Origin of the sequence: Lysobacter sp. TAF61 (assembly GCF_052113485.1) — a bacterium.
Taxonomy (GTDB): domain Bacteria; phylum Pseudomonadota; class Gammaproteobacteria; order Xanthomonadales; family Xanthomonadaceae; genus Lysobacter_J.
The window spans coordinates 33,361-53,431 of sequence record NZ_JBFRDH010000003.1; the positions used below are offsets into that span (position 1 = coordinate 33,361).

General features: G+C 64.5%; 17 protein-coding genes. 9 read left to right on the forward strand and 8 right to left on the reverse strand.

Features of this window, described 5'->3' with window-relative positions; all coding sequences use genetic code 11:
• Positions 1 to 88: 88 nt before the first annotated feature.
• The gene (locus AB4Y64_RS07770) at positions 89 to 1,024 is read left to right on the forward strand and encodes a LysR family transcriptional regulator (protein WP_441815885.1); all 936 of its coding nucleotides are present in this window, start codon (positions 89 to 91) and stop codon (positions 1,022 to 1,024) included.
• 166 nt (positions 1,025 to 1,190) lie between these two features.
• A complete protein-coding gene (locus AB4Y64_RS07775) occupies positions 1,191 to 2,063 on the forward strand; it encodes a pirin family protein (protein WP_441815886.1) in 873 nt (290 codons plus the stop codon).
• 46 nt (positions 2,064 to 2,109) lie between these two features.
• Here the strand turns inward: AB4Y64_RS07775 and AB4Y64_RS07780 are convergent, their stop codons facing one another.
• Positions 2,110 to 2,523 (reverse strand): DoxX family protein, encoded by a 414-nt coding sequence (locus AB4Y64_RS07780; protein WP_441815887.1) that lies wholly within the window; start codon positions 2,521 to 2,523, stop codon positions 2,110 to 2,112.
• 287 nt (positions 2,524 to 2,810) lie between these two features.
• Here AB4Y64_RS07780 and AB4Y64_RS07785 point away from each other — a divergent pair, with 287 nt between their 5' ends.
• Complete coding sequence (locus tag AB4Y64_RS07785; protein ID WP_441815888.1) at positions 2,811 to 3,605, forward strand: SDR family NAD(P)-dependent oxidoreductase; 795 nt, start codon at positions 2,811 to 2,813, stop codon at positions 3,603 to 3,605.
• A 61-nt stretch (positions 3,606 to 3,666) separates the two neighbouring features.
• On the opposite strand, the gene AB4Y64_RS07790 is transcribed toward AB4Y64_RS07785, so the two are convergent.
• From AB4Y64_RS07790 to AB4Y64_RS07800, 3 genes are all read right to left on the reverse strand, one after another.
• Entirely contained in the window at positions 3,667 to 7,308 is a 3,642-nt protein-coding gene (locus AB4Y64_RS07790) for a PAS domain-containing protein (RefSeq protein WP_441815889.1), read from the reverse strand.
• A 276-nt stretch (positions 7,309 to 7,584) separates the two neighbouring features.
• Positions 7,585 to 9,576 carry a ferritin-like domain-containing protein gene (locus AB4Y64_RS07795; RefSeq protein ID WP_441815890.1) on the reverse strand — a complete coding sequence of 664 codons (1,992 nt, stop codon included), beginning with the start codon at positions 9,574 to 9,576 and terminating at the stop codon, positions 7,585 to 7,587.
• Positions 9,577 to 9,831: 255 nt separating this feature from the next.
• On the reverse strand, positions 9,832 to 10,125 hold the full coding sequence (locus AB4Y64_RS07800) for a hypothetical protein (RefSeq protein ID WP_441815891.1): 294 nt from the start codon (positions 10,123 to 10,125) through the stop codon (positions 9,832 to 9,834).
• A gap of 64 nt (positions 10,126 to 10,189) precedes the next feature.
• On the opposite strand from AB4Y64_RS07800, the gene AB4Y64_RS07805 reads away from it, so the two are divergent.
• Positions 10,190 to 10,456, forward strand: a complete 267-nt coding sequence (locus tag AB4Y64_RS07805) for a TraX family protein (RefSeq protein ID WP_441815892.1) — start codon at positions 10,190 to 10,192, stop codon at positions 10,454 to 10,456.
• A gap of 252 nt (positions 10,457 to 10,708) precedes the next feature.
• Positions 10,709 to 11,335: a hypothetical protein gene (locus AB4Y64_RS07810; RefSeq protein WP_441815893.1), complete on the forward strand. Its 627-nt coding sequence runs from the start codon at positions 10,709 to 10,711 to the stop codon at positions 11,333 to 11,335.
• Positions 11,336 to 11,387: 52 nt separating this feature from the next.
• On the opposite strand, the gene AB4Y64_RS07815 is transcribed toward AB4Y64_RS07810, so the two are convergent.
• A complete protein-coding gene (locus AB4Y64_RS07815; RefSeq protein WP_441815894.1) occupies positions 11,388 to 11,912 on the reverse strand; it encodes a hypothetical protein in 525 nt (174 codons plus the stop codon).
• A gap of 538 nt (positions 11,913 to 12,450) precedes the next feature.
• On the opposite strand from AB4Y64_RS07815, the gene AB4Y64_RS07820 reads away from it, so the two are divergent.
• Positions 12,451 to 12,879: a hypothetical protein gene (locus AB4Y64_RS07820; RefSeq protein ID WP_441815895.1), complete on the forward strand. Its 429-nt coding sequence runs from the start codon at positions 12,451 to 12,453 to the stop codon at positions 12,877 to 12,879.
• Between the two features lie 644 nt (positions 12,880 to 13,523).
• Here AB4Y64_RS07820 and AB4Y64_RS07825 read toward each other — a convergent pair.
• On the reverse strand, positions 13,524 to 14,816 hold the full coding sequence (locus tag AB4Y64_RS07825) for a hypothetical protein (protein WP_441815896.1): 1,293 nt from the start codon (positions 14,814 to 14,816) through the stop codon (positions 13,524 to 13,526).
• Between the two features lie 207 nt (positions 14,817 to 15,023).
• Between AB4Y64_RS07825 and rnr the strand changes: the two genes are divergently transcribed.
• The 3 genes from rnr (at position 15,024) to sugE (ending at position 18,704) form a co-directional block, all read left to right on the forward strand.
• On the forward strand, positions 15,024 to 17,444 hold the full coding sequence (gene rnr, locus AB4Y64_RS07830; RefSeq protein WP_441815897.1) for a ribonuclease R: 2,421 nt from the start codon (positions 15,024 to 15,026) through the stop codon (positions 17,442 to 17,444).
• Between the two features lie 48 nt (positions 17,445 to 17,492).
• Positions 17,493 to 18,254 carry a 23S rRNA (guanosine(2251)-2'-O)-methyltransferase RlmB gene (gene rlmB / locus AB4Y64_RS07835; protein WP_441815898.1) on the forward strand — a complete coding sequence of 254 codons (762 nt, stop codon included), beginning with the start codon at positions 17,493 to 17,495 and terminating at the stop codon, positions 18,252 to 18,254.
• 132 nt (positions 18,255 to 18,386) lie between these two features.
• Positions 18,387 to 18,704, forward strand: a complete 318-nt coding sequence (gene sugE, locus AB4Y64_RS07840; protein ID WP_441815899.1) for a quaternary ammonium compound efflux SMR transporter SugE — start codon at positions 18,387 to 18,389, stop codon at positions 18,702 to 18,704.
• Here sugE and rnt read toward each other — a convergent pair.
• Positions 18,696 to 19,355 carry a ribonuclease T gene (gene rnt, locus AB4Y64_RS07845; protein WP_441815900.1) on the reverse strand — a complete coding sequence of 220 codons (660 nt, stop codon included), beginning with the start codon at positions 19,353 to 19,355 and terminating at the stop codon, positions 18,696 to 18,698. The two genes, sugE and rnt, sit on opposite strands and share 9 nt — an antisense overlap.
• Positions 19,356 to 19,393: 38 nt before the next feature.
• Positions 19,394 to 20,047 carry an HvfX family Cu-binding RiPP maturation protein gene (locus AB4Y64_RS07850; RefSeq protein ID WP_441815901.1) on the reverse strand — a complete coding sequence of 218 codons (654 nt, stop codon included), beginning with the start codon at positions 20,045 to 20,047 and terminating at the stop codon, positions 19,394 to 19,396.
• Between the last annotated feature and the right edge of the window lie 24 nt (positions 20,048 to 20,071).

Consider the following 20,071-nt stretch of genomic DNA (forward strand, 5'->3'; position numbering starts at 1 on the left):
TTGCGCTGACTGGAAAGGGCACAAAGGCGCTCGCCTCGCGTTACCCTCCACCGCCCGCCACGCGTGGAGGCGTGCAGGAGGAGCAAGCATGGTGGATCTGAATGACGTTGCGTTGTTCGTGCAGGTGGTCAAGGCCGGCAGTTTTGCCGAGGCCGCGCGCCGTGCCGGCATGCCTTCCAACACGGTCAGCCGTCGTATCGGGCAACTGGAGGAGCAGCTCGGTGTGCGCTTGCTGCATCGCTCGACTCGGCACCTGACATTGACCGATGCCGGCGAGGCGCTCTTCGCTCGCAGCTCTGGACAGGTCGAGGCCCTGTCAGAGGCGGCATTGGACGTGGGAGAGGGAGGCCTGACGCCCCGCGGCAAAGTGCGGGTTGCTGCCGCCGCGGACTTCTTCCACTGGTTCGAGTTGGATTGGGTGAAGCTGTTCCTGACCGAGTATCCATTGGTGCGCTTGGAGTTCGTCCTCAGTGACGCACGCGCAGATCTCGTCGCCGAAGGCATCGACGTTGCCATCCGTGCCGGTGCGATCAACGAGCCCACCTTGATCGCACGCCGGATCGGTAGCAACCGGGGTCTCATGGTCGCCAGCCCCGGGTACCTTGCCGAGCGCGGTGTTCCAGAGTCCTTGGCTGATCTGGCCGGACACGATTGCATCTCAGGTCGCGATGGCCCCGGTCGCACGGCCTGGCATCTTGATGGCGCCAACGGACCGACCGAAGTCGTCGTGCGGGGACGCTTCTTCGCAAACTCGGCCCTCGCCCAGTTGCGAGCGTGCACGTCCGGCGTGGGCATCGCACTGTTGCCGGACGTCATGTGTGCCCCGTACCTGCTTGACGGGCAGCTCGTGCCCGTGCTGCCCGAGTTCGGGGTGGATGGACTCGACATGTACCTGGTCTACCAGAGCCGTCGTCAGGTGCCGCGCGCGGTGAGTGCGTTCGTCGAATTCGCCCTGGCAAAAATGGTCACGGCGGGGCTGGTCCGCGCCGGCGCTAATCCCATCGTCGCGACGAGCGGCCCTTGAACTGCGATTGCGCACCGGTTCGTCGACAGGATTGCTGCCACGGGTGGACGAGTGAAATCCAGGTCGCGCGGGTACTCGCACGGGCGCACGTCCGCTAGATTCGCGCCCTGGTTGTACTGCTAACCGCGCGGATCGCGCGAGGCAGCCACCTCCTTAAGGAGCGTGCATGAACACACTTGATCTTTCCCGGAGCACGGCCGGTGACGTGGCGAGCGACCGCCTGCGCCCGATCGTCCACAAGACGCTAGGGCAGCGCCATGGACCGATCACGCGACTGATGAGTCCCTCGGACTTGGGCGGTGTCCTGAAGCCCTTCGTGTTCCTCGATCTCATTGACGCGCAGGACCTCTCCCGCGTGAAGGTCGATGGCGTTGGTCTACACCCGCACTCGGGCATCGCGACCTTGACGTGGTTGCTCGAGGGCTCGGTCAACTACGAGGATGACCTTGGCCGACGGGGGCAAATCGAACAGGGCTGGATGGAATGGATGCACGCCGGAAACGGCGCATGGCACGGCGGAAACTTTGGTGACTCCGACCGTCTGCGTGGCTTCCAGCTATGGATCGCACTTCCTCCCGCGTCCGAGCTCGGGCAGCCGGTCAGTCGGTATCTGGCCCCGGACTCCCTGGGCCGCGAGGGGCCGGTGACGGTACTGCTTGGCCAGCACGGCCACGCCCGCGGAGCGATCGATGCGCCGTCGTCGATTGACTACTTCTCGGTGCGGCTCAAAGCTGGCGAGTCTTGGCGATATCAGCCACGGCCCGGGCATTCGGTGGCATGGGCGGCGGTGAGCGTGGGACACCTGCTGGCGCCAGAAAGCATTGATGCCGGAGAACTGGCCGTATTCGAAGAAGGTCCCGGTCCGATTGAGTTCATTGCGGTACAGGACACGGAGTTCGTGTTTGGTTCGGCCGCCAAGCACCCGCATGAGCTGACGCTGGGCAATTACTCGGTCCACACCAGCCCGCTGGCGCTATTGGAGGGGGAGAGGCGCATCCGCGAGATCGGCAGAGAACTGCGCGCCCAAGGGCGCCTCTGAAACTGCCCGCGAACCTGCCCGCTGCGCCAGAGCGCGGCGGTACCGATTACATGGAATCTCGGATGCGCCTTTGCTGAGCTTCGCTGCTGAAGGAGGTGCGCGAGGGACGCAGGCGCCACGCAACAAATGCCGAGAGCAGAGCCAGAACCAGTGCGGGCGCTGGATTGCCGCCAATCAGGAACAGGTGCGTGGCCACGCCACCCACCATCGTGGCGCAGAGCAGCAATCCACCGTAGAAGCCCGTCGCGGGGACAAGCAGCAGTGCGGCGCCCAGCAGTTCGACGACGCCGGTGACGTAGCGGAACCATTGGCCAAAGCCAATGGCCTCGAATACCTGGATCATCTGTGGCGCGCCGGTGAGCTTGGCCACACCGGCCGCTGCAAAGGCCAGGGCAAGCAGAATGCGAACGCCCCACACGAGGCGGCGTTGCGTGGTGGAAAGGGGAGGTGATCCGGTCATGGTGTGCTCCTGATGAAACCGCGTTGAGGGCGTCTCGCGGTGGCACCGCTGACGACCAACCGGTTTCGATCTAAGCAAGGTCGGCGCGCCGTCGCCATTGCACGATGGTGTCGGCCGATACCATCCGACGATCTCGCGGCATCAAGCCGCCGCGGGTTCGCTCGATACCTAGGTGCAATCGACGCAGCGCAACGGTGCTGGTGAGATACACAGCGCACACAGTCGCCTAGATTCGAGCGCTCCGTAAATTCTGTCTCACTGTCTTTCGGACCCAAGGATTCGTCGCAATGTCTGCTTCCATGGCAATTGAGGAAACCATCGGTCTGCTGAAGGGCAAGATTGCGCTCATCACCGGCACCGGCGGCGGGCTGGGGCGCGTCGCGGCGCAGACCTTCGCGCGCGAAGGAGCCCTGGTGATCGGGTGCGACATCAACGCCAGCGCCAATGACGACACCGTCGCGCTGGTACGCCGCGCCGGCGGCGACATGACCGGGATTGCGCCCGTCGACCTGACCGATCCGGATCAGGCGCGCCGGTTGATCGACGAGGCGGTGGCGATCTACGGCGGCCTCGACATCGTCTACAACAACGCCGCGGTGCAGCGCTTTGGTCCGATGCCGACGTTCTCGATCGATGATTGGCGCGCGACGATCGCCGGCGAGCTCGACATTCCTTTCTTCGTCTCCAAGTACGCCTGGCCGCATCTGGTGCGGCGCGGGGGCGGGGTCATCCTCAACATCGCCTCGATCGCCGGCATGATCGGCGGCGAGACTCCGCCGATGGTCGGGCACGCGGCCGCCAAGGGCGGGGTGATCGCGATGACCCGCCAGTTCGCGCTGGAAGGCGCGCCGCACGGAATTCGCGCCGTGGCCCTGAGCCCTGGACCTTTTTTGACACCAGCCAGCGACCGCGATCTGGGCGACGACGCTGCCCTTCGGGAGGCCGTCACGCGAAAGACGCTCCTCCGGCGCTTTGGTAGGCCCTCGGAACTGGTAGAGCTGGCCGCCTTCATCGCGAGTGACCGTGCGTCGTATGTCACCGGGGCGAACTACGCCGTCGACGGCGGGGCCTCGGCCTGGTGACGCGCCAGGCCGCCGGTCGCGCTGAACTGCCAATAGGCCGAGCAGCGCAGACGCGGTGGGCTTATCCGGGTGTGGTGTGCGCGACGTTGGACGACGATGCGCATGGAACCGAGAAGGCGAAGGTTGAACCTGGACCATCGTTCGCAGTCGCCCAGATCGTTCCATCGTGACGATCAATGATCGTCTTGCTCACGGACAGGCCGATGCCCAGGCCGTTTGGCTTGGTCGTGAAGAAGGCTTCGAAAACTCTCCCAAGATCTTCGGTGCCAATGCCACACCCGTTGTCTCGCACCAGAAACTGCGCGATCCCTGGCGTCGTGGTGGACGACTGGACGACGATCTTCCGTGACCCATCGTTGCTGGCGATGGCGTCCGCGGCGTTCAGCACGAGGTTAAGGATCACCTGCTGCAACTGGATGCGGTCTCCGAAAACGGGGGGCAGGCTCACGTCCAATTCGGACTTCAGCACGATGCCGCGTCGTCGCATGTCGTGCGAGCAGATGGAAACAATCTCTTGGGCGGCTTCATTGAGATTGAACAATTCTGGAGTGAAATCCTGCTTGCGATAGAGTCCGCGCAGGCGCTTGATCACTTCCGAGGCCCGGTTCGCGTCGCGGATGTTGCGTTGTGCGGTCCTGATGGCGCCCTCAATGTCCGGTTCTCCCGCGGTGAGCATGCGTAGGCACGTCCCTGCGTTGGTGAGGATTCCCAGAAGCGGTTGATTGACCTCGTGCGCGATCGACGCGGCCAACTCACCCAGACTCATCGCGCGCGTCACATGGGCCAACTCAGACCGAAGCTGGTCGACCGCGTCTTCCGCCAGACGGCGGCGCGTGATGTCCTGCGACACGCCCACGCACTCCCGGCGCCCATCGTCGTAGTGGAACAACAATGTGGATTGGCTGAGATACTTGATCCGTCCATCCGGCATGACGATCCGTTCGACGTTCGGAGCATTGTCCTCCCCCCTAAAAATGCGGGCGATCTTCTCCTCGACGATTGGACGATCGTCGGGATGGACGATTGGCAGGAGTGTTGGAGGCCCGAGGTCTTCCGTTGGTTCAACTTCCCAGATGCGAAACATCTGCTCGGACCAGATGAGCTTGTTATTGCCCAGGTCCCAGGAGAATGAGCCTGTTTCGCTGATGCTTTCTGACGTGCGCAGCAGGAACTCGCGTCGTTTGAGCTCGTCCTCGGAACGGGATCGTTCGATGGCGATACTCGCGATGTGCGCCGCGCGCGCAATGATGTCCTGATCGTAGGGTTGCGGCCCCGTGCACCCGCGATGGTACAAACACAAAGTTCCGAGAACACCGCCCGCCCTTGAGCGGATCGGGGTGCTCCAGACGCCTGACAGCCCGTGCTCGAGCAGCTGCGTACGAAACGGCGTTTCCAGCCAGCGCGGGTCTGTCCCCAGGTCGTCCACCACGACCTGAATGTTTTCGGTCGCGGCCAATCCGCAAGGCGCCAACGCCTGTCGCGCCGGCCGCCCCGTGATGAGGTCTTCGATGGATGCGGGACACGAGGGCGCCACGCCAAACTCGAAGATTGTCCCGGTCAACTCCAGAAGACGGGCTTCGCAGACGCACTCGGGCAAAACACTTTCGATCACGCTGCACAGTTCGCCGAGTACGTCGAGCAACGGCCGACCCGCGGCAATCGATTCGAGCAGCTGTCGTTCCCCGGCGAGCATCATGGTCCCGCGCTTCTGCTCGTCGATGTCGACCTTGACGCCGTACCATTTGACGATCTCGCCCCGATCATTGCGCAACGGGCGCGTGCGAAAGCTGAACCAGCGATACGCCCCATCGTATCGCCGTACGCGTGCGACGAGTTCGCCACCTGTTCCCTCGGCACTGAACCGATCCCAGGCCGCGTGAATCGCTGCGTGATCGTCCGGGTGGATGACGCGCATCCATTGCCAGTCGCTCAGCTCTTCCAGAGGGAGGCCGACATAGTCGAGGTAGTGGCGATTGAAGAAATCGGCGGTTCCGTCGGCTCGCGCCGACCAGGCCAGTGCGGGAATCGTGTCAATGGTCAACCGCAAGGTCTTCTCACTGGCGGTGAGCGCTTCCTCGGCGAGTTTGCGGTCATGGATGTCATTGACCACACCGTGCCAGGCGATGATCTCCCCGGTGGCGTCTCGCAAGGGACGCGCCTGGTTATCGCACCAGCGATACACGCCCGTGTGGTGCAAGAAGCGGACCTCACGACTGTAAGCGCCGCCTGCGGCCACGGCACCCAGCCACGCGTTGACCGTCCCTTCGCGGTCGTCGGGGTGCGCCAGATGGACCCATTCAGAGGCCATGATCTTTTCCTCGCTTCGCCCGAACCATTCGCGCATCCGCGCGTTCAGGTAGTTGACAGAGCCGTCCGTACCCGCCGAGAAGACATTGGCAGGAATGGTGTCGATCGTCTGCGCGAGGCGACGCTCGCTCGCCTTGAGCGCTTGTTCGGCGAGTTTGCGATCGTGTATGTCGACGCATGAGCCATACCATTTGACGACCCGACCCTCGGCGTCGTTCAGGGGCAGGGCGAGCGTCAGGATCCAGCGATAGGTCTGGTCGGCAACGTGAAAATGGCGCACTTCGACCGAATAGGGGGCCCCCGTGGCAATGCAACGGAGCCAGATCGCCGCGGTCGGTTCGCGGTCATCGGGATGGAGCAGATTCACCCACCCGCCGTTCATGACCGTTTCGGCGGTGAGACCGCTGTAGGCGAGCAGGCGTTCATTGCAGTAGTCGATATTTCCGTCGGCGGTCGCGCTCCACAGCATCTGCGGAAAGGTCTCGGCCTGATGGCGCAGCCCCCTTTCACTCGCACGCACGGCCTGTTCGGCGCGTTTGCGGTCGTCTATATCGGCCAGCACCACAATCCAGGCGAGGACTCGTCCTTCTTCGTCGCGCAGCGGACGGCCACGGTTGTCGAACCAGCGGTACTCGCCGTCGTAACGCCGCAGCCGTTGCTCGATGACGTAGGGCGCGCCCGACGCGATCGAGCTGCCGAACGCCTCGGCGACGTGGGGCATGTCTTCCGCGTGGACCGTTCCGTTGGTGCCCCAGGCGCGCAACCCGTCGATCGTTTGGCCGCAGTACTCTTGGATCTGCAGGTTCACCCGCTCGACGCCTCCGTCGGGACCGAGAATCGCGACGAAGCCTGGGAGCCCTTCGAACAGTGCCATTGCGCTGAGTTCGCTTGCCGGGCGGCGTTCCTCTCGGCGCAGCCGCACCTCGTTCAGTGCAAGCAGTGCCTGATCGCGCGCAACCGAGAGGACTATCCGTTCGGCCTCCGTGGGGAACTCCTCCCGGGTGGTGGCCACCGCGAGCGTGCCGCAACCTTGCTGCACGGCGATGGGAAGTGTGGCGATGGACATCTGCCGGCCGAAAAGGTTGGCGCGCTGGATGGCGGGCCATGCACCTGGCTCGGGACCAAGCAATCGTCGAAGCTCTTTCCCAACCGTGGTCGAATCGAGGGCACTGTCGCCCAACGCGTGACTGCTTTGGAGTTCATCGTCCAGCGCGATGAACACTAGTTCGAGGTCAAGCATCGCCCGAAGCACCTCGGCCAACGCACCGCTGATCTCGGACGCCGCGTGCCCGGGCCACGAAGCAGACAGCGCGAGCAGTGCCCCCAGGTCGTCCAGGCAGGTGCGCAGGCGCGCGAGCTCGGCCTCCCGCTCACCCCCTCCGGCCGCGCCGTTCATGGCGCATCACGTTCGTCGGGTCGCCGCTCAGCCCCTTCGCGACAGGGCCGTCGTGGCGGGACGGGGGAGGCTGTCTTCTGAACGAGTGCGTGATGACCGTTCCTGACATGGCCGATGCGTTGGGCTGCTAGCGCGCCCCCTTCGCTGTCGAAGAGCGCGCTGATGTGTCGCGCTGCGTCGAGGTGCGTGCTGGACGGGATCGCGTCCGCTGGACTCATGGTATGCCCCCTTAGATGTTGGCTTTCGCCGCAGGACGCGGATCGCGGTCCAACGGCATCAGCTGCGAAATCCGTTACGGCGGTGGGTGTCGTCGCAGAATGGTTTGTTCGACGAGCCGCCGCAACGGCACAATCGTGTCGACGTCACGCGATCGATGGTGCGTCCGGTGCCGCAACAGATCTCGATGTTGCCGCTGACAACGAGTGGACCGTTGACTTCCGGATCGATGTTCAGGGGACCATCGCGCAATTGCAGGGGCTTCGATTCCACGCTGGCAGGCTCGCCGGTGGCTTGAAAATGGATCTCGTTGTGCGAGCCGTCGCAGAACGGTTTCTGCCGCGACGCACCGCACCGGCACAGCACCGCGCGCATGCCGATGGGTACACCGTCCAGCACGATGCGAGCGCGAACGCCCAAGGGTCCGTTCTCGCGCAGTTGCACAAGGTTGACTGGCGGCGGTGCCTCTTCGGCGCCGCCGTCGTGTCGGCGATACGCTATCGCGCCCGATGGACACATATGGGCGACCGTGACGAGGGCTTCAGTCGTCGCCGCATCCGGATGGATCCATGCGCCGGGCGTGTTCGCCCTGAACACGCCCGGCAGCCCCAGCACGCAGTGGCGTGCATGGATGCAACGGGCTCCGTGGTACACGATGTCGACGGCGCTGCCTGGTATCAATTCCGCGCCGGTCTCGAGGCGCTCCGGTGGCGGCGCCTGACTTGCTTGGGGCGACCGAACGACTGAATCCTGCAGGGTATCGGCTTGTGCCAGCATCGTCGCTTCCTCGCGCCGGCATCGTTCTGCCTGCGCGGACAGCCGATGGGCGAGGCGCTCCGTGCCAGTGCGCGTGGCTCCCAGCAAGTCAGCTTCCTGCGGATGGAGATCCATGAGGCGCTCGCAGCGCTCGCCGATCTCGCGCAAGCGCTCGACCAGGATGTCGACGCTGCCGGCTTCCCCCATCAGTGCCGCGGACGAGCGAATGGTCGCGAAACTCAAGCCCGCGGTCGCCTGCGGCAGGCTCGGATTGGCGGGCAGGGTGCCAAGGCGGGTCGCGACGGTCGTGAGCAGGTGCATCAGGTCGACACCGGCCGACACGAGGACGGCTTGCGCCTCCCGGCCGACGTCGCCGTAGGCGAGCGACACGCATCGCAGGCAGTGGTTGTACAGGGCATTGCCCAGATCGAGCAGCGCGGCGGCGGGTTCGGCGCTGATCCACAGTCGGCCCTCAGGCGTCGGGGGCGGCCGCATCACCGGATTGTGGGCGCTCATCCGCGCGGGCCGAAACGCGGGTCGGCTTGCGAGCAGTGCGTCGTATTCGCGGCCGATGCGCAGGAATCGCTGGTAATGCGAGTCGCCCGTGCACGAGTCGGCGCCTTCGCCCTGGCGCACGATCGCATCGATGGCTTCCAATGCCGTCTTCAGGCATCGGACGGTCTTCAACCCGGGCAAGCGTGCGCCGTCAGCGTCGAGCTGGTGGTCGGGGTTGCCCACGAACAGGCGCCGTTCGCCCATCGATTCACTCAAGCGTTGCAGGCCGGCTGACACCGAGCGATACAGCTCGCCGACCGTTTCGTAGTCCGTACAGGCCGTCATCAGCCGGTCCATGCCGAGCGCCCGCGAGTAGTGCTGTGGCGGCTCGAAGCCTTCGCCGTCCTGGACGTCGGCGTCGTCGGGCCGCTCGAGGTAGACGAAGTGCGCGAGCGTCTGCCGGTTGAACGGCGCCAGCTTCACCACCACGCCCGCCGGGTGGTAGCCGGGCGGGATTGGGAAATTCTGGTGGACCAGATGGGCCGGCGCGCCAAGGGCCGACAGGATGTTGCAAACGATGGTGAGGTGACCCATCTCCTCCACCGAGACGGCCAGGATCTCGCGGCGCCAGCGCTCGACGGCGCCGAGCTCGACCTCCGACAGGTCTTCGTCGGTGCGCTCCTTGAGGCTGAAGGCCGCGTACAAGTAGCAGCACATCAGGTGGTGCTCGATCTCAGCCGCTTCGGCGAGCAGCGCCCAGAGCTGTTCTCGTGACGTCGGTACGGCGATCTGCTGGTCCAAGGTGGATCCTCGTGGCAGGTGCTGGGCCGCTTGCATCCGCCCTTGCCGCCCTTCGTGCAGTTTATAGCCGATGGAGGGGCTGCGGCGCGGCGGTCACATACATCAGATTCCGAAAGGTACCGGTCGCCGCACGATCGACCCGCCGCGCCTGGCGCAGCTGGTGCCAGAACCCCGCACCGTCTCGACCAGCCTCGCGTGATCGCCTTGCCGTCTTGCCGTTACCGGTGATCCGCGTCATCGGGCGCTGGCCCTGAGTCAGCGACGGCCAGCAATTGCGTGGCGCGACTGCCCAGGAGGCTGGCCGGCCTGGAAGTAGCCCAGCACGGTGGCGACGCAGCGGTGCTCGGTCATGGCCATGACCTCGCCCAGCGGCACGACTTGGCGCCCGGCCTCGGTCACGCAACCGGAGCGCAGACTGTGGCCGCCCCAGTCGCCGGCCAGGCCGCCCAAACGGGCACGACGCTCGACGATGCGCGCGACCTGGTTGGCGACGAGTGTCGCGATCAGGGCCGCGTGGTCTACGCCTGTAACGTGCGTGGCCTCCAGCACGAAAAGGCACGCGTCCTGCCGATGTCGCCCGAGCAGTTCTGCGACTGGATGAACTTCCTGCCCGATGGTGCCGTGGCGCTCGTGGGCCGGTGTGGCGTTCGTTCTCGCGGCCGTGATGTACTTCCGGTCGCCAGGACAAACAACCGGGCCCGCTGTGGTGGCGGGCCTCGGCATGGTGTGTGCGGTCAACGGCAACGCCTACGCGTTGTTCGCGCTGCTGCTGGTCGTGCTGGCATCGCATGGGTCGATTCAGTGGCCGCGCCTGCGGTGGGCGTTCTATGCCGCGTATCCGGCTCATCTGGCCGTGCTGGCATTGCTGCGCATCGGGTGACGGGTGTGGGCGGAGCCCACGGATATCGCTAGTCCATTTTTCACCCTGCAAACCGCTTCTGATACGCTGATCACAGCCCATAAGGGGGATGGACGCGTGGTACGAGACAGGACTAAGTGGTCATGGTTCGTTGACGAGAGGCCTGCTTGGATTGCTACCGGAGTTTGGCTTTCGATCGTTGTTTCGGCGCTCGTCGCCTACGGTGCCGATTATGCGCCCGGTGCGAAACTAGACATTCACGGATGGTCGGAAGTGGCGACGATCGTGTCCGGTGTCTTGTCGCCAGTTGCAGTCCTTTGGGTTGTTCGGAGCTTCTATGTGCAGAAGAAGGAGCTTGCAAGCGCAGTTGAGGCTGCCTCCCAGCAATCGGAGGAATTCGCACTTCAGAACCAACTATCGCGTTCGCAATTCCACCCGTGGCTGAATGTCGAGCTTGGCACCTGGGGTACGTCGCAAGGCGGTAAAGTCGAGGCAGACGACCGGGTTCAGAAAGGTGTCACGGTATTGGAGTTCACGGTAGCTAATGCAGGTCCTGGCATAGCTCATAACGTCGATCTTGAAGTACTTGGCCTCCGCGACGGTAAGGCGATTTGGCTTCTCAATGCGCTCGTTGCTTACAGTATGGGGGCAGATGACAAGAGAACGATTCACAAGTGGCGAGCGTTCTATAACGACGCCGACAATCCCGAAGATGTCGTGTTTGCGGTGACTTGCGTGGACATCCTGCGTGGAGTGCACCGTTTCGCGTTTAACCGTGCACGTGCAGGCCACTCAATGGATATGGATTACGCTGAATTCTCGGAGTTAAAAGCTGAGCTTGGCCTTGGGGATTTAGTGCTTGCTGCTGTGACACGCACCAGGCCAGCTTTGACGGAATGAGGCTTAGGGGGGGGCGTCGGGTCGGCGGTTAGATGAGACTTGACCACTGGCCCTACAGCGATAGCCATAGCGCAGTGAAGCCAACAAAAGCGAAAGCGAGATGCAGCCAGATGTAGAGAGTTGCAATGCTGGCGCTCCGTAGCCATGACCACTCCGGGGGGTGGCCGTTCTCGCGAGCGCGCTTTACGTTTCTTCGCGCAATTTTCTGGAAAGGCCAGATAAGGGGTTCGGTCAACACGGTGTCAATTTCCTCTTGCGTGTCATTGACGTAGTCGAACGCCTTGTCCTCTTCTTCTATTTTCTTCTTCAACCGCCGCCCTGTGGCAATTCCGACGGCGACCTTCAGGGTGTAGAACTTTCCCAACGCGCCGAGTCCGATCGAAATGGCGAGCAACAGCACGGACCATTTGAGCAAGGTCTTATCTGCAATCGCATAGAGAGCAGGCAGGCTTGCGAAGATGATCCCTCCGGCAGCCGCAACGGCCGCGATTGTCCAATTTGCGAATTGATCAAACTCTCGGGTGGCTGCTTTTGCCATCGCGGCCCAGGTTGGCGGGGCGTAATCTGGAATCGCCATTAGCAGGCCTCCTGAATCTGCCGCCAGCCGTTCTCAACTCGGGCGAGGCGACGACCATTGATGCAGCGTTCTCCGTCGCGCAACGGTCGCGCGTGTTGGTAGAGGGCAGGGAGGGGCTGAGCAACGGGCGGCCCTTCTCGCTCAATAGCTGATGTGATCTTTCGCACCTCGCGGTTTAGCTGTTGGATCGCCTGATGGGCCTCGTAGCGCTCGTATAGGCCGGTAACAATGCTGTGGGCCGTCAGTGCTAGGAATCCGCCTAGGGCGATCTGCCACCAAAGGCTATCGAATGCATCACTGGCCCGCGATGCGGTTGATCCTCCGCGCCGAGAACGGAAATGTAAATTGCCTGCCTCAGTCGGGTCGAAGGTAGGTTCTGCCACGTTTGCCCCCTGTAGCGCTTCTTGCGCTACAGGGAGGGTAGCGCCTCAGGATGCAGCCACGCCACGGTGGCGGTATGGTACGTCCGCTTTCGATTGCGGTTTCAATCGGTCTGGGCGTATAACCCGCATCTCTCGGAGTCAGCTCCCAAATACTTATGCGCAAAGCATTGAAGTTCTTCATCTGGATAGCCGTCACTTGCCTTGCGCTTGCGCTGGTATCCGTCATTGGCCTTTGGACCATGCTCGACTCCGCGTGCGCCAACGACGTGCTCGCCGAGTTGCCGTCACCGGACGGGAAGAACAAGGCGCTGGTGTTTCAACGCGACTGCGGCGCTACAACTGGCTACAGCACGCAGGTTTCGGTGCTGCGATCGGAACAAGCGCTTGGTGGCGACTCCGGTAACGTGTTTGTTGGAGATAGGAATCATGGGGCTGCGCCATCGGGTCCCGGGGGCGGCCCGTCGCTGCAAGTACATTGGTTTGGGCCAGAAGCACTGGTTGTATCGCATCACCCGGCGGTGCGTGTATTCGCCGCCGAGCCAGAGTCTGGCGGCGTACGCATCACGTACCGCGTTTCTGAGTAGCCTGGGGCAAGCGAACGACCGCTCCTGGCCGAATGCGGTCAACAGTCCGAAGCCAGCTTCGGGGCCCGGCAGGGTGACTGCTTGGCTCGGCGGGCCGAAAGTGAATGCGCGATATCACCGAGTCATAGCAGCGGCCTGGGCGCCGATCTGGGCAGCTTCGATCTCTCGGCGACGTACACCGGTGGCGCCGTAATCCTGCCCGTCACTGGGCCGTGTCAGACGCGGTGTCGGTACACGGAAATGTCGAGGTGGGTGAGGCCGAACGCGCGCAGGGGCGCTGAGGGCGGGGGGGCGGTGCCGCTCGCCCGGGCCTGTCCCTGGTTTGACAGACCGGTGGCAAGTCCCATTCGAGTAACGCAACGAGCGTTACCTCGCCGTTAGCCATCGCGAAGCGATATGAATTGCCTGTGTTGACCGAGAAACTCCCACCATTTGGGGCGTCCTTGGGTAGGTCCACAGTCTGCCCCATCCGAAGGGGGCATATTTGGGGGCATCGCATATGACGAAATCGCGTATGTGTCTATTATTAAGTTGTTTAAGCGCGTTGTTCGAGTCCTCTCCTGGCACCATTATTCAGGGTTTACCACCCTCACAAAAACCCCGCTCCGGCGGGGTTTTTGCGTTCTGCGCGGACATTTTCCAGATCAGGGTTGGACCGGGTAGTGAGGCCTGATCCGCAAGCCCGTCCACCAGTTGCGCGTCTTGCCGGCAAAAATGGTCCCTAGCGGCGTCTTGCTGGTCCAGACGTCAAAGTAGACACCGTTCGTCGTTGTCGGAATGTCCTTTGCATGGATCCAGTAGTAGACATAATCCTCTTCGGATATCCGGTGCCGGATCTGGTCCGATGAGATTCGGGTGTCGACGTAGGTATTGACCTTGCCACCGGCCGAGATCAGTACGTCGAACTTGATTGGGGTGTAAAGCGGCAGCGGTCCGTTCGGGCAACGGATGAGGATGTCGTCGGTTCCGGGGAAGACGAAGATCTTGCAGACGCTCGTTTCCTCGATCACCGAATTGCGCTCGGTAACCTTGCGCGTTTTCCACGGCGTCAACCCGTGCTGGTCCCTGCCGGTCTGGGTGTTGAAATAGTTGTTGCCTTCGGCATCGGTCTGGCCAAAGTCCCGTTCACAGTCGGCCCCCTCTGCGCGCTTCGGACGGGTGGAACGGAAACACATCGCAAACGATGCCGAGAAGCGCCGCGCCCCTGGCGAATTGCCCAGATAGCGTGGCTCGGTGAGTTGACCGGGCTGGAAAATGAAAGGGCCGGGATTGGCCCCGGCACGGCTGCCCGGCAGGTAATTCGGATTGGGGATCCTCTCGCGGACGCGGAATCTGGCCGGGGAGGAACCCCGGACATGCTCCAGCACTTCCACGTCGACCACCCGGTGGTTCTCGACCTGATCCAGTGCCACCCATTCACGCTGGTGCGGATACCGCATCAGGGTGTTGGTCAACTGCTGCTCGGCCCGGGGATAGGCAGCGGCGGCATGCTCCAGCGAGGTGATGGTCGAATACGCGAAGTTGTTCGCTTCGATCCGGTACCGGTAGCCGACAAAGGGTCCCCGGTCCGCCTCTCCCGCGGCGTAGTAGGCCAGCATGGCGTTCTGGAAGAAATTGAGGTTCCGGTCATCGGTAAAGGAAATGAAGCGGAACTCGTTGGTTGGGTTGCTTCCCGTATTGATGTACGCATCCAGGTCGATGTTGGAGTCTCCGCGGGAACGGAATCCGTCCCTGAATATCTCCGTGGGCGGGCGGCTATCGGATCGGTACAGGTGGACAGGGCGGTGCGGTGCCGCCACGGCGGGTACCCCGGGTTGTGTCTGGGCCGCCACCGCGGGGCTCAGCAGCAATAGCCCGAGCAATACCCAGCGCGCCGCAAGGTGGATTGGATGGCCCGACGGAGGGCGACGTCTGGTTCCTGTTGAGGGTGCGTGCATGACCTTTCTTCCTGATTCGCGGGGGGAGGGGCAGGCGCATCGGCGGCGCACTACGCGTCGGCGTTCCGGGAGCCGGTTTCCGGTGCGTTGCCCCATTCCGATTTAGGCCCCGCCCAGGCCTCGGGGGCCATCGGAATACTTCCTGCCACCACGCAGGATTTCCCGTGACGCGACACCGTGTTCATCTCGATGTGCGACCATGTCTGAATGAGCAAGAAACCACCGAGTCGCGGCAAGTCCGGCACCAAATCCCCCTCGCGCAAATCGTCCGGCGCTCCTGCAAAGGCCGCCGGGTCTGGCGGAGCCAGGAAGCCCGCCAAGCGCCCTGGCTGGTTGCCCGAGCCGCCGCCGAATCTTCCGGCCCGCGCAGCAGGCGGTGGCGGCCGCCCCGGAGGCTTCCACGATCCCCACGCCGAGCGCGAAGCCGCCCGTTACGCCGAGCCGATCGCCAGCCGCGAAGTGATCCTGCAACTGCTGGCCGACGCCGATGGCCCGATGCCCGCCGAGGAACTGGCCGAGCGCCTGGAACTGTCCGCGCCGGAGCGGTTCGACGCCCTCGGCAAGCGCCTGGGCGCGATGGTTCGCGATGGCCAGCTGCTGCGCAATCGCATGGGCGAGTTCCTGCCGGCGCAGCAACTCGCGCTGGTGCCGGGCGTGGTGATCGCCAACCCTGACGGCTTCGGTTTCCTGCGCCTGGAAGGTGGCGGCGATGATCTGTTCCTGCCGCCGATGGAGATGCGCAAGGCCATGCACGGCGACCGCGTGCTTGCCAGCGTCACCGGCGTGGATCGCCGCGGCCGCCGCGAAGGCGCGATCACGCGCGTGCTCGAGCGCCGCCTCAATCGCCTGATCGGGCGCTTCGTGCTCGAAGCCGGCATCAGCTATGTCGTACCGGACGACCGCCGCATCCAGCGCAACGTGCAGATCCCGCCGGACGAGCGCCTTGGCGCGCAGAACGGCCAGCTGGTGGTCTGCGAACTGCTGCAGGCGCCCGATCCGCAACGACCGCCGATCGGCCGCGTGCTGGCGGTGCTCGGCGATCGCCTGACCGCCTCGCTGGCGGTGCAGGCGGCAATCCACGGCCACGAGATCCCGCACGAGTTCCCGCAGGACGTGCTCGACGAAGCATCGGCGGTACCGCTGACGGTCGACGCCGCCACTGCGGCGCAGCGCGTGGATTTGCGCCAGCTGCAACTGGTGACCATCGACGGTGAGGACGCCAAGGACTTCGACGACGCGGTCTATTGCGAGCCCAACCGCGACGGTTTCCGCCTGGTGGTGGCGATCGCCGACGTGTCGAGCTACGTCCGTCCCGGTACGCCGCTCGATGACGAGGCGCAGAAGCGCGCGACCTCGGTCTATTTCCCCGGCTTCGTCGTGCCGATGCTGCCGGAGACATTGTCCAACGGCATCTGCTCACTCAACCCGAAGGTCGACCGCCTGTGCTTCGTCTGCGACATGCAGGTCGACAGGAATGGCGAGGTCACCGGGTCAAAGTTCTACGAAGCGGTGATGAATTCGCACGCGCGCCTGACCTACACCCAGGTCTGGAACGCGGTCGGCGAGGGCATCGCCGCCGACGCGCGCGAGGAGGCCCTGGGCCAGATCGGTTCGCTGCTGCCGAATGTCCAGCGCCTGCATCAGCTCTTCCAGGTCCTGAAGAAGGCGCGCGAGCGCCGCGGTGCCATCGAGTTCGAGTCCAGCGAAGTGCGTTTCGTGCTCGGCCCGAAGGGCGAGGTCGTCCAGGCCGGCATGCTGCAGCGTAACGACGCGCACAAGCTGATCGAGGAATGCATGATCGCCGCGAATGTGGAAGCGGCGAAGTACCTGCTCGAGCACCACGTGCCGGCGCCGTACCGCATCCACGAACGGCCGCCGGAGCAGAAGTACGCCGACCTGCAGGAGTTCCTCAAGGAATTCAAGCTGCGCATGCCGCCGTGGAGCAAGGTCGAGCCGCGTGACTTCACGATCCTGTTGAAGAAGGTGCGCGAACGTGCCGACGCCACGCTGCTCGAGTCGGTGCTGCTGCGCAGCCAGTCGCTGGCGGTGTATTCGCCCGACAACGTTGGCCATTTCGGCCTGGCGCTGGAGGCCTATGCGCACTTCACCTCGCCGATCCGCCGCTATCCCGACCTGCTGGTGCACCGTGCGATCAAGTACGCGCTGACCGGCGGCCGCCCGGAGAAGTACCGCTACTCGCCCAGCGAAATGGCAGCGCTGACGCTGCAGTGCTCCGAGCGCGAGCGCCGTGCCGACGAGGCCGAGCGCGAGGTCGACGAGCGTTACCGTGCCGCCTGGATGGAGCAGCACGTCGGTGGCGAGTTCGAAGGCGTGATCAGCGGCGTGACCAGCTTCGGCCTGTTCGTCGAACTCGACGATTCCAAGGTCAACGGTCTGATCCACGTGACGCAGCTGCCGCACGACTATTATCATTTCGACCCGATCCGCAAGACCCTCGGCGGCGAACGCACCGGCCGCGAGTTCCGTCTCGGCGACCGCGTCCGCATCGTGGTGATGAAGGCCAGCGTCGAGGACCGCAAGATCGACTTCAAGCTGGTCGAGGAGCGCGGCGCCAAGTCGTTGCCACCGCGCGGGCAGCCGGCCAAGCGCCCGAAAAAACCCTACTGATGGACACGCCCGTCCCGGCAATGGCCTGGCGGGCCACGAGAGAATGCAATGAGTCAGAAACAGTGGATTGCCGGCATCAACGCGGTCGCGGCCGCGCTCGAACACGATGCCGAGCACGTGCGCGAGGTGCTGATCGAGGCGGGCGCCAAGAACCCGCGCATCGTCGAGATCGAAGCCAACGCGCGGCGCCTGGATATCGACGTGCGCCGCGTCGCCACGCAGGCGATCGACGGCATCGTTGGCGACCTGCGCCACCAGGGCGTGGTCGCTCGCTATGCCGCGGCCAAGACCTGGAACGAGAACGAGCTGGAAGCGCTGGTCGAGGGCGCCGAAGGCCGCGCGCTGCTGCTGATCCTCGACGGCGTGCAGGACCCGCACAACCTCGGCGCCTGCCTGCGCAGTGCTGCCGCGGCCGGCATCACGGCGGTGATCATCCCCAAGGACAAGTCGGTGCAGGTCAATGCGACCGTACGCAAGACATCCGCCGGTGCCGCCGACAGCGTCGCGGTGATCCCGGTGACCAATCTCGCCCGCACGATGCGCGACCTGCAGAAGCTCGGCGTCTGGCTGTACGGCCTGGCGGGCGAAGCCGACACCTCGCTGTATTCGCTTGACCTGCGCGGCAACGTCGGCCTGGTGCTCGGCGGCGAAGCCGACGGTCTGCGCCGGCTGACGCGCGAGAACTGCGACCAGCTGGTGAAGATCCCGATGCCGGGCGCCGGCAGCCTCGGCGTCGAGAGCCTGAACGTCTCGGTCGCGTCGGGCGTGACGCTGTTCGAAGTCGTGCGCCAGCGCGGAGCGTCGAAGTAACGCCTGGTTACATGCGCGACAGCGAACGGTTTGCCGCCCGTGCTACCGTCCCGCCCACACAAGGAAGCGGGGACGACCCCGCCTCTCCATCATCGCAAGGGGACGGCCCCACCTTGGATTGGAGACGTTGTCATGCCCTGGATCATTCTCGTACTCGCCGGCCTGTTTGAAGTGGGCTGGGCGATCGGCCTCAAGTACACCGAGGGTTTCAGCCGGTTGTGGCCGACGGTCGGCACGCTCGCGGCGATGGCGATCAGCCTGGGCCTGCTCGGCATCGCGATGAAGTCGCTGCCGGTCGGTACCGCTTATGCGATCTGGGTCGGTGTCGGTGCGGTCGGCACCGTGATCCTCGGCATCGTGCTGTTCAACGAGCCGGTGAATGCCTTGCGTCTTGTCAGTGTCGGCCTGATCGTGGCCGGACTGGTCGGGCTGAAGCTGGCCTCACCCTGAGATCGGCGCGACGCCCGGCAGCGGCGTCGGCCAGGCATTGACGATCTTGCAGAACAACTGCGCGGTGCGCTCGGTGTCGTACACCGCCGAGTGCGCCTCTTCGCCGTTCCAGTCGAAGCCCGCGGCCTGCACGGCGCGGGCGAGCACGGTCTGGCCGTAGGCGACACCGGCCAGCGTCACCGTGTCGAACACGCTGAAGGGATGGAACGGGTTGCGCTTGTGGCCACTGCGCGCGACCGCGGCATTGAGGAAGTTCAGATCGAAGTGGGCGTTATGGCCGACCAGGATCGCGCGCTGGCAGCCATGCTTCTTTGCCGCCGCCCGCACCGGCGCGAACACGGCCTCGAGCGCGGCGCGCTCGGGCAGGGCATTGCGGAAGGGATGATCGACGTCGATGCCGGTGATCTCCAGCGACTTCGGGTCGATCTCCGTTCCCGCCGCAGGCACCACATGGCTGCTGGTGATCTCGCCGACCACCAGCAGGCCATTGGCATCGAGGTCGATTGGCGCCACCGCGATCTCGAGCAGCGCGTGCCGGTTCCAGTCGAAGCCGCCGGTTTCCACGTCCACGACGACCGGAAGGAAGCCCCGGAAGCGGTTGGCGAGCGTGGGAGTGGCGGGGGAAGCGGGGGGAGCGCCGGCGTCAGTCATGACAAAAGCCTAGCAGACGCGCAGATCAGCCATGCAGGTCAGTGTCCGCAGCGCCTGGCGGCCAGCGGAAGCAGCAACAGGCCTGCGGCGGAGATCAGCAGTCCCGGCATCGGCAACAACATCGCCACCACCGGGCCGCTCACCAGCAGGACCAGGCCCCAACCCAGGGCATCGCCCTGCGGCCGCGGCGGCGACTGGGAAGCCAGGCGCGCAATGAGCGCATCGACGCTGAGGCGGCCGGCGCCGTTGAAGATCAGTGGCACCAGCATCACCAGGAAGATCAGCGGCAGTTTGTAGTTGCCGGCGCCGTCGTCGCTGATCGCATAGCCTTGGGCCAGCTGCGCCAGGCCCATCCAGTCCGTCGGCCAATGCACCGCGGCGGTCGCCACGACCGTGAGCACGAACAGCGACGCGGCGAAGAAGCGGGTGCCCAGGCCGAGCAGCAGCGCGATGCCGCCCACCAGCTCGAACCAGGTCGCCATCGACCAGCTCAGCTGCGCCGGAACGCGATCGAACGGGAACGGGAACGCCTCCACGATCTGGCCGAACCAGTTCTCGCCGCGAAATTTCTCGCGACCGGCTTCGAAGAACTCCCAGGCCAGGACCAGGCGCAGGCCCAGCGGGGCCAACCAGGCGCCGATTCCTTCGAGGCGGTCGCGGAATGCGGTCAGGCCGCGGTTGCTGTCGGACATCGTGGTGCTCCTGTTGGACGGCGC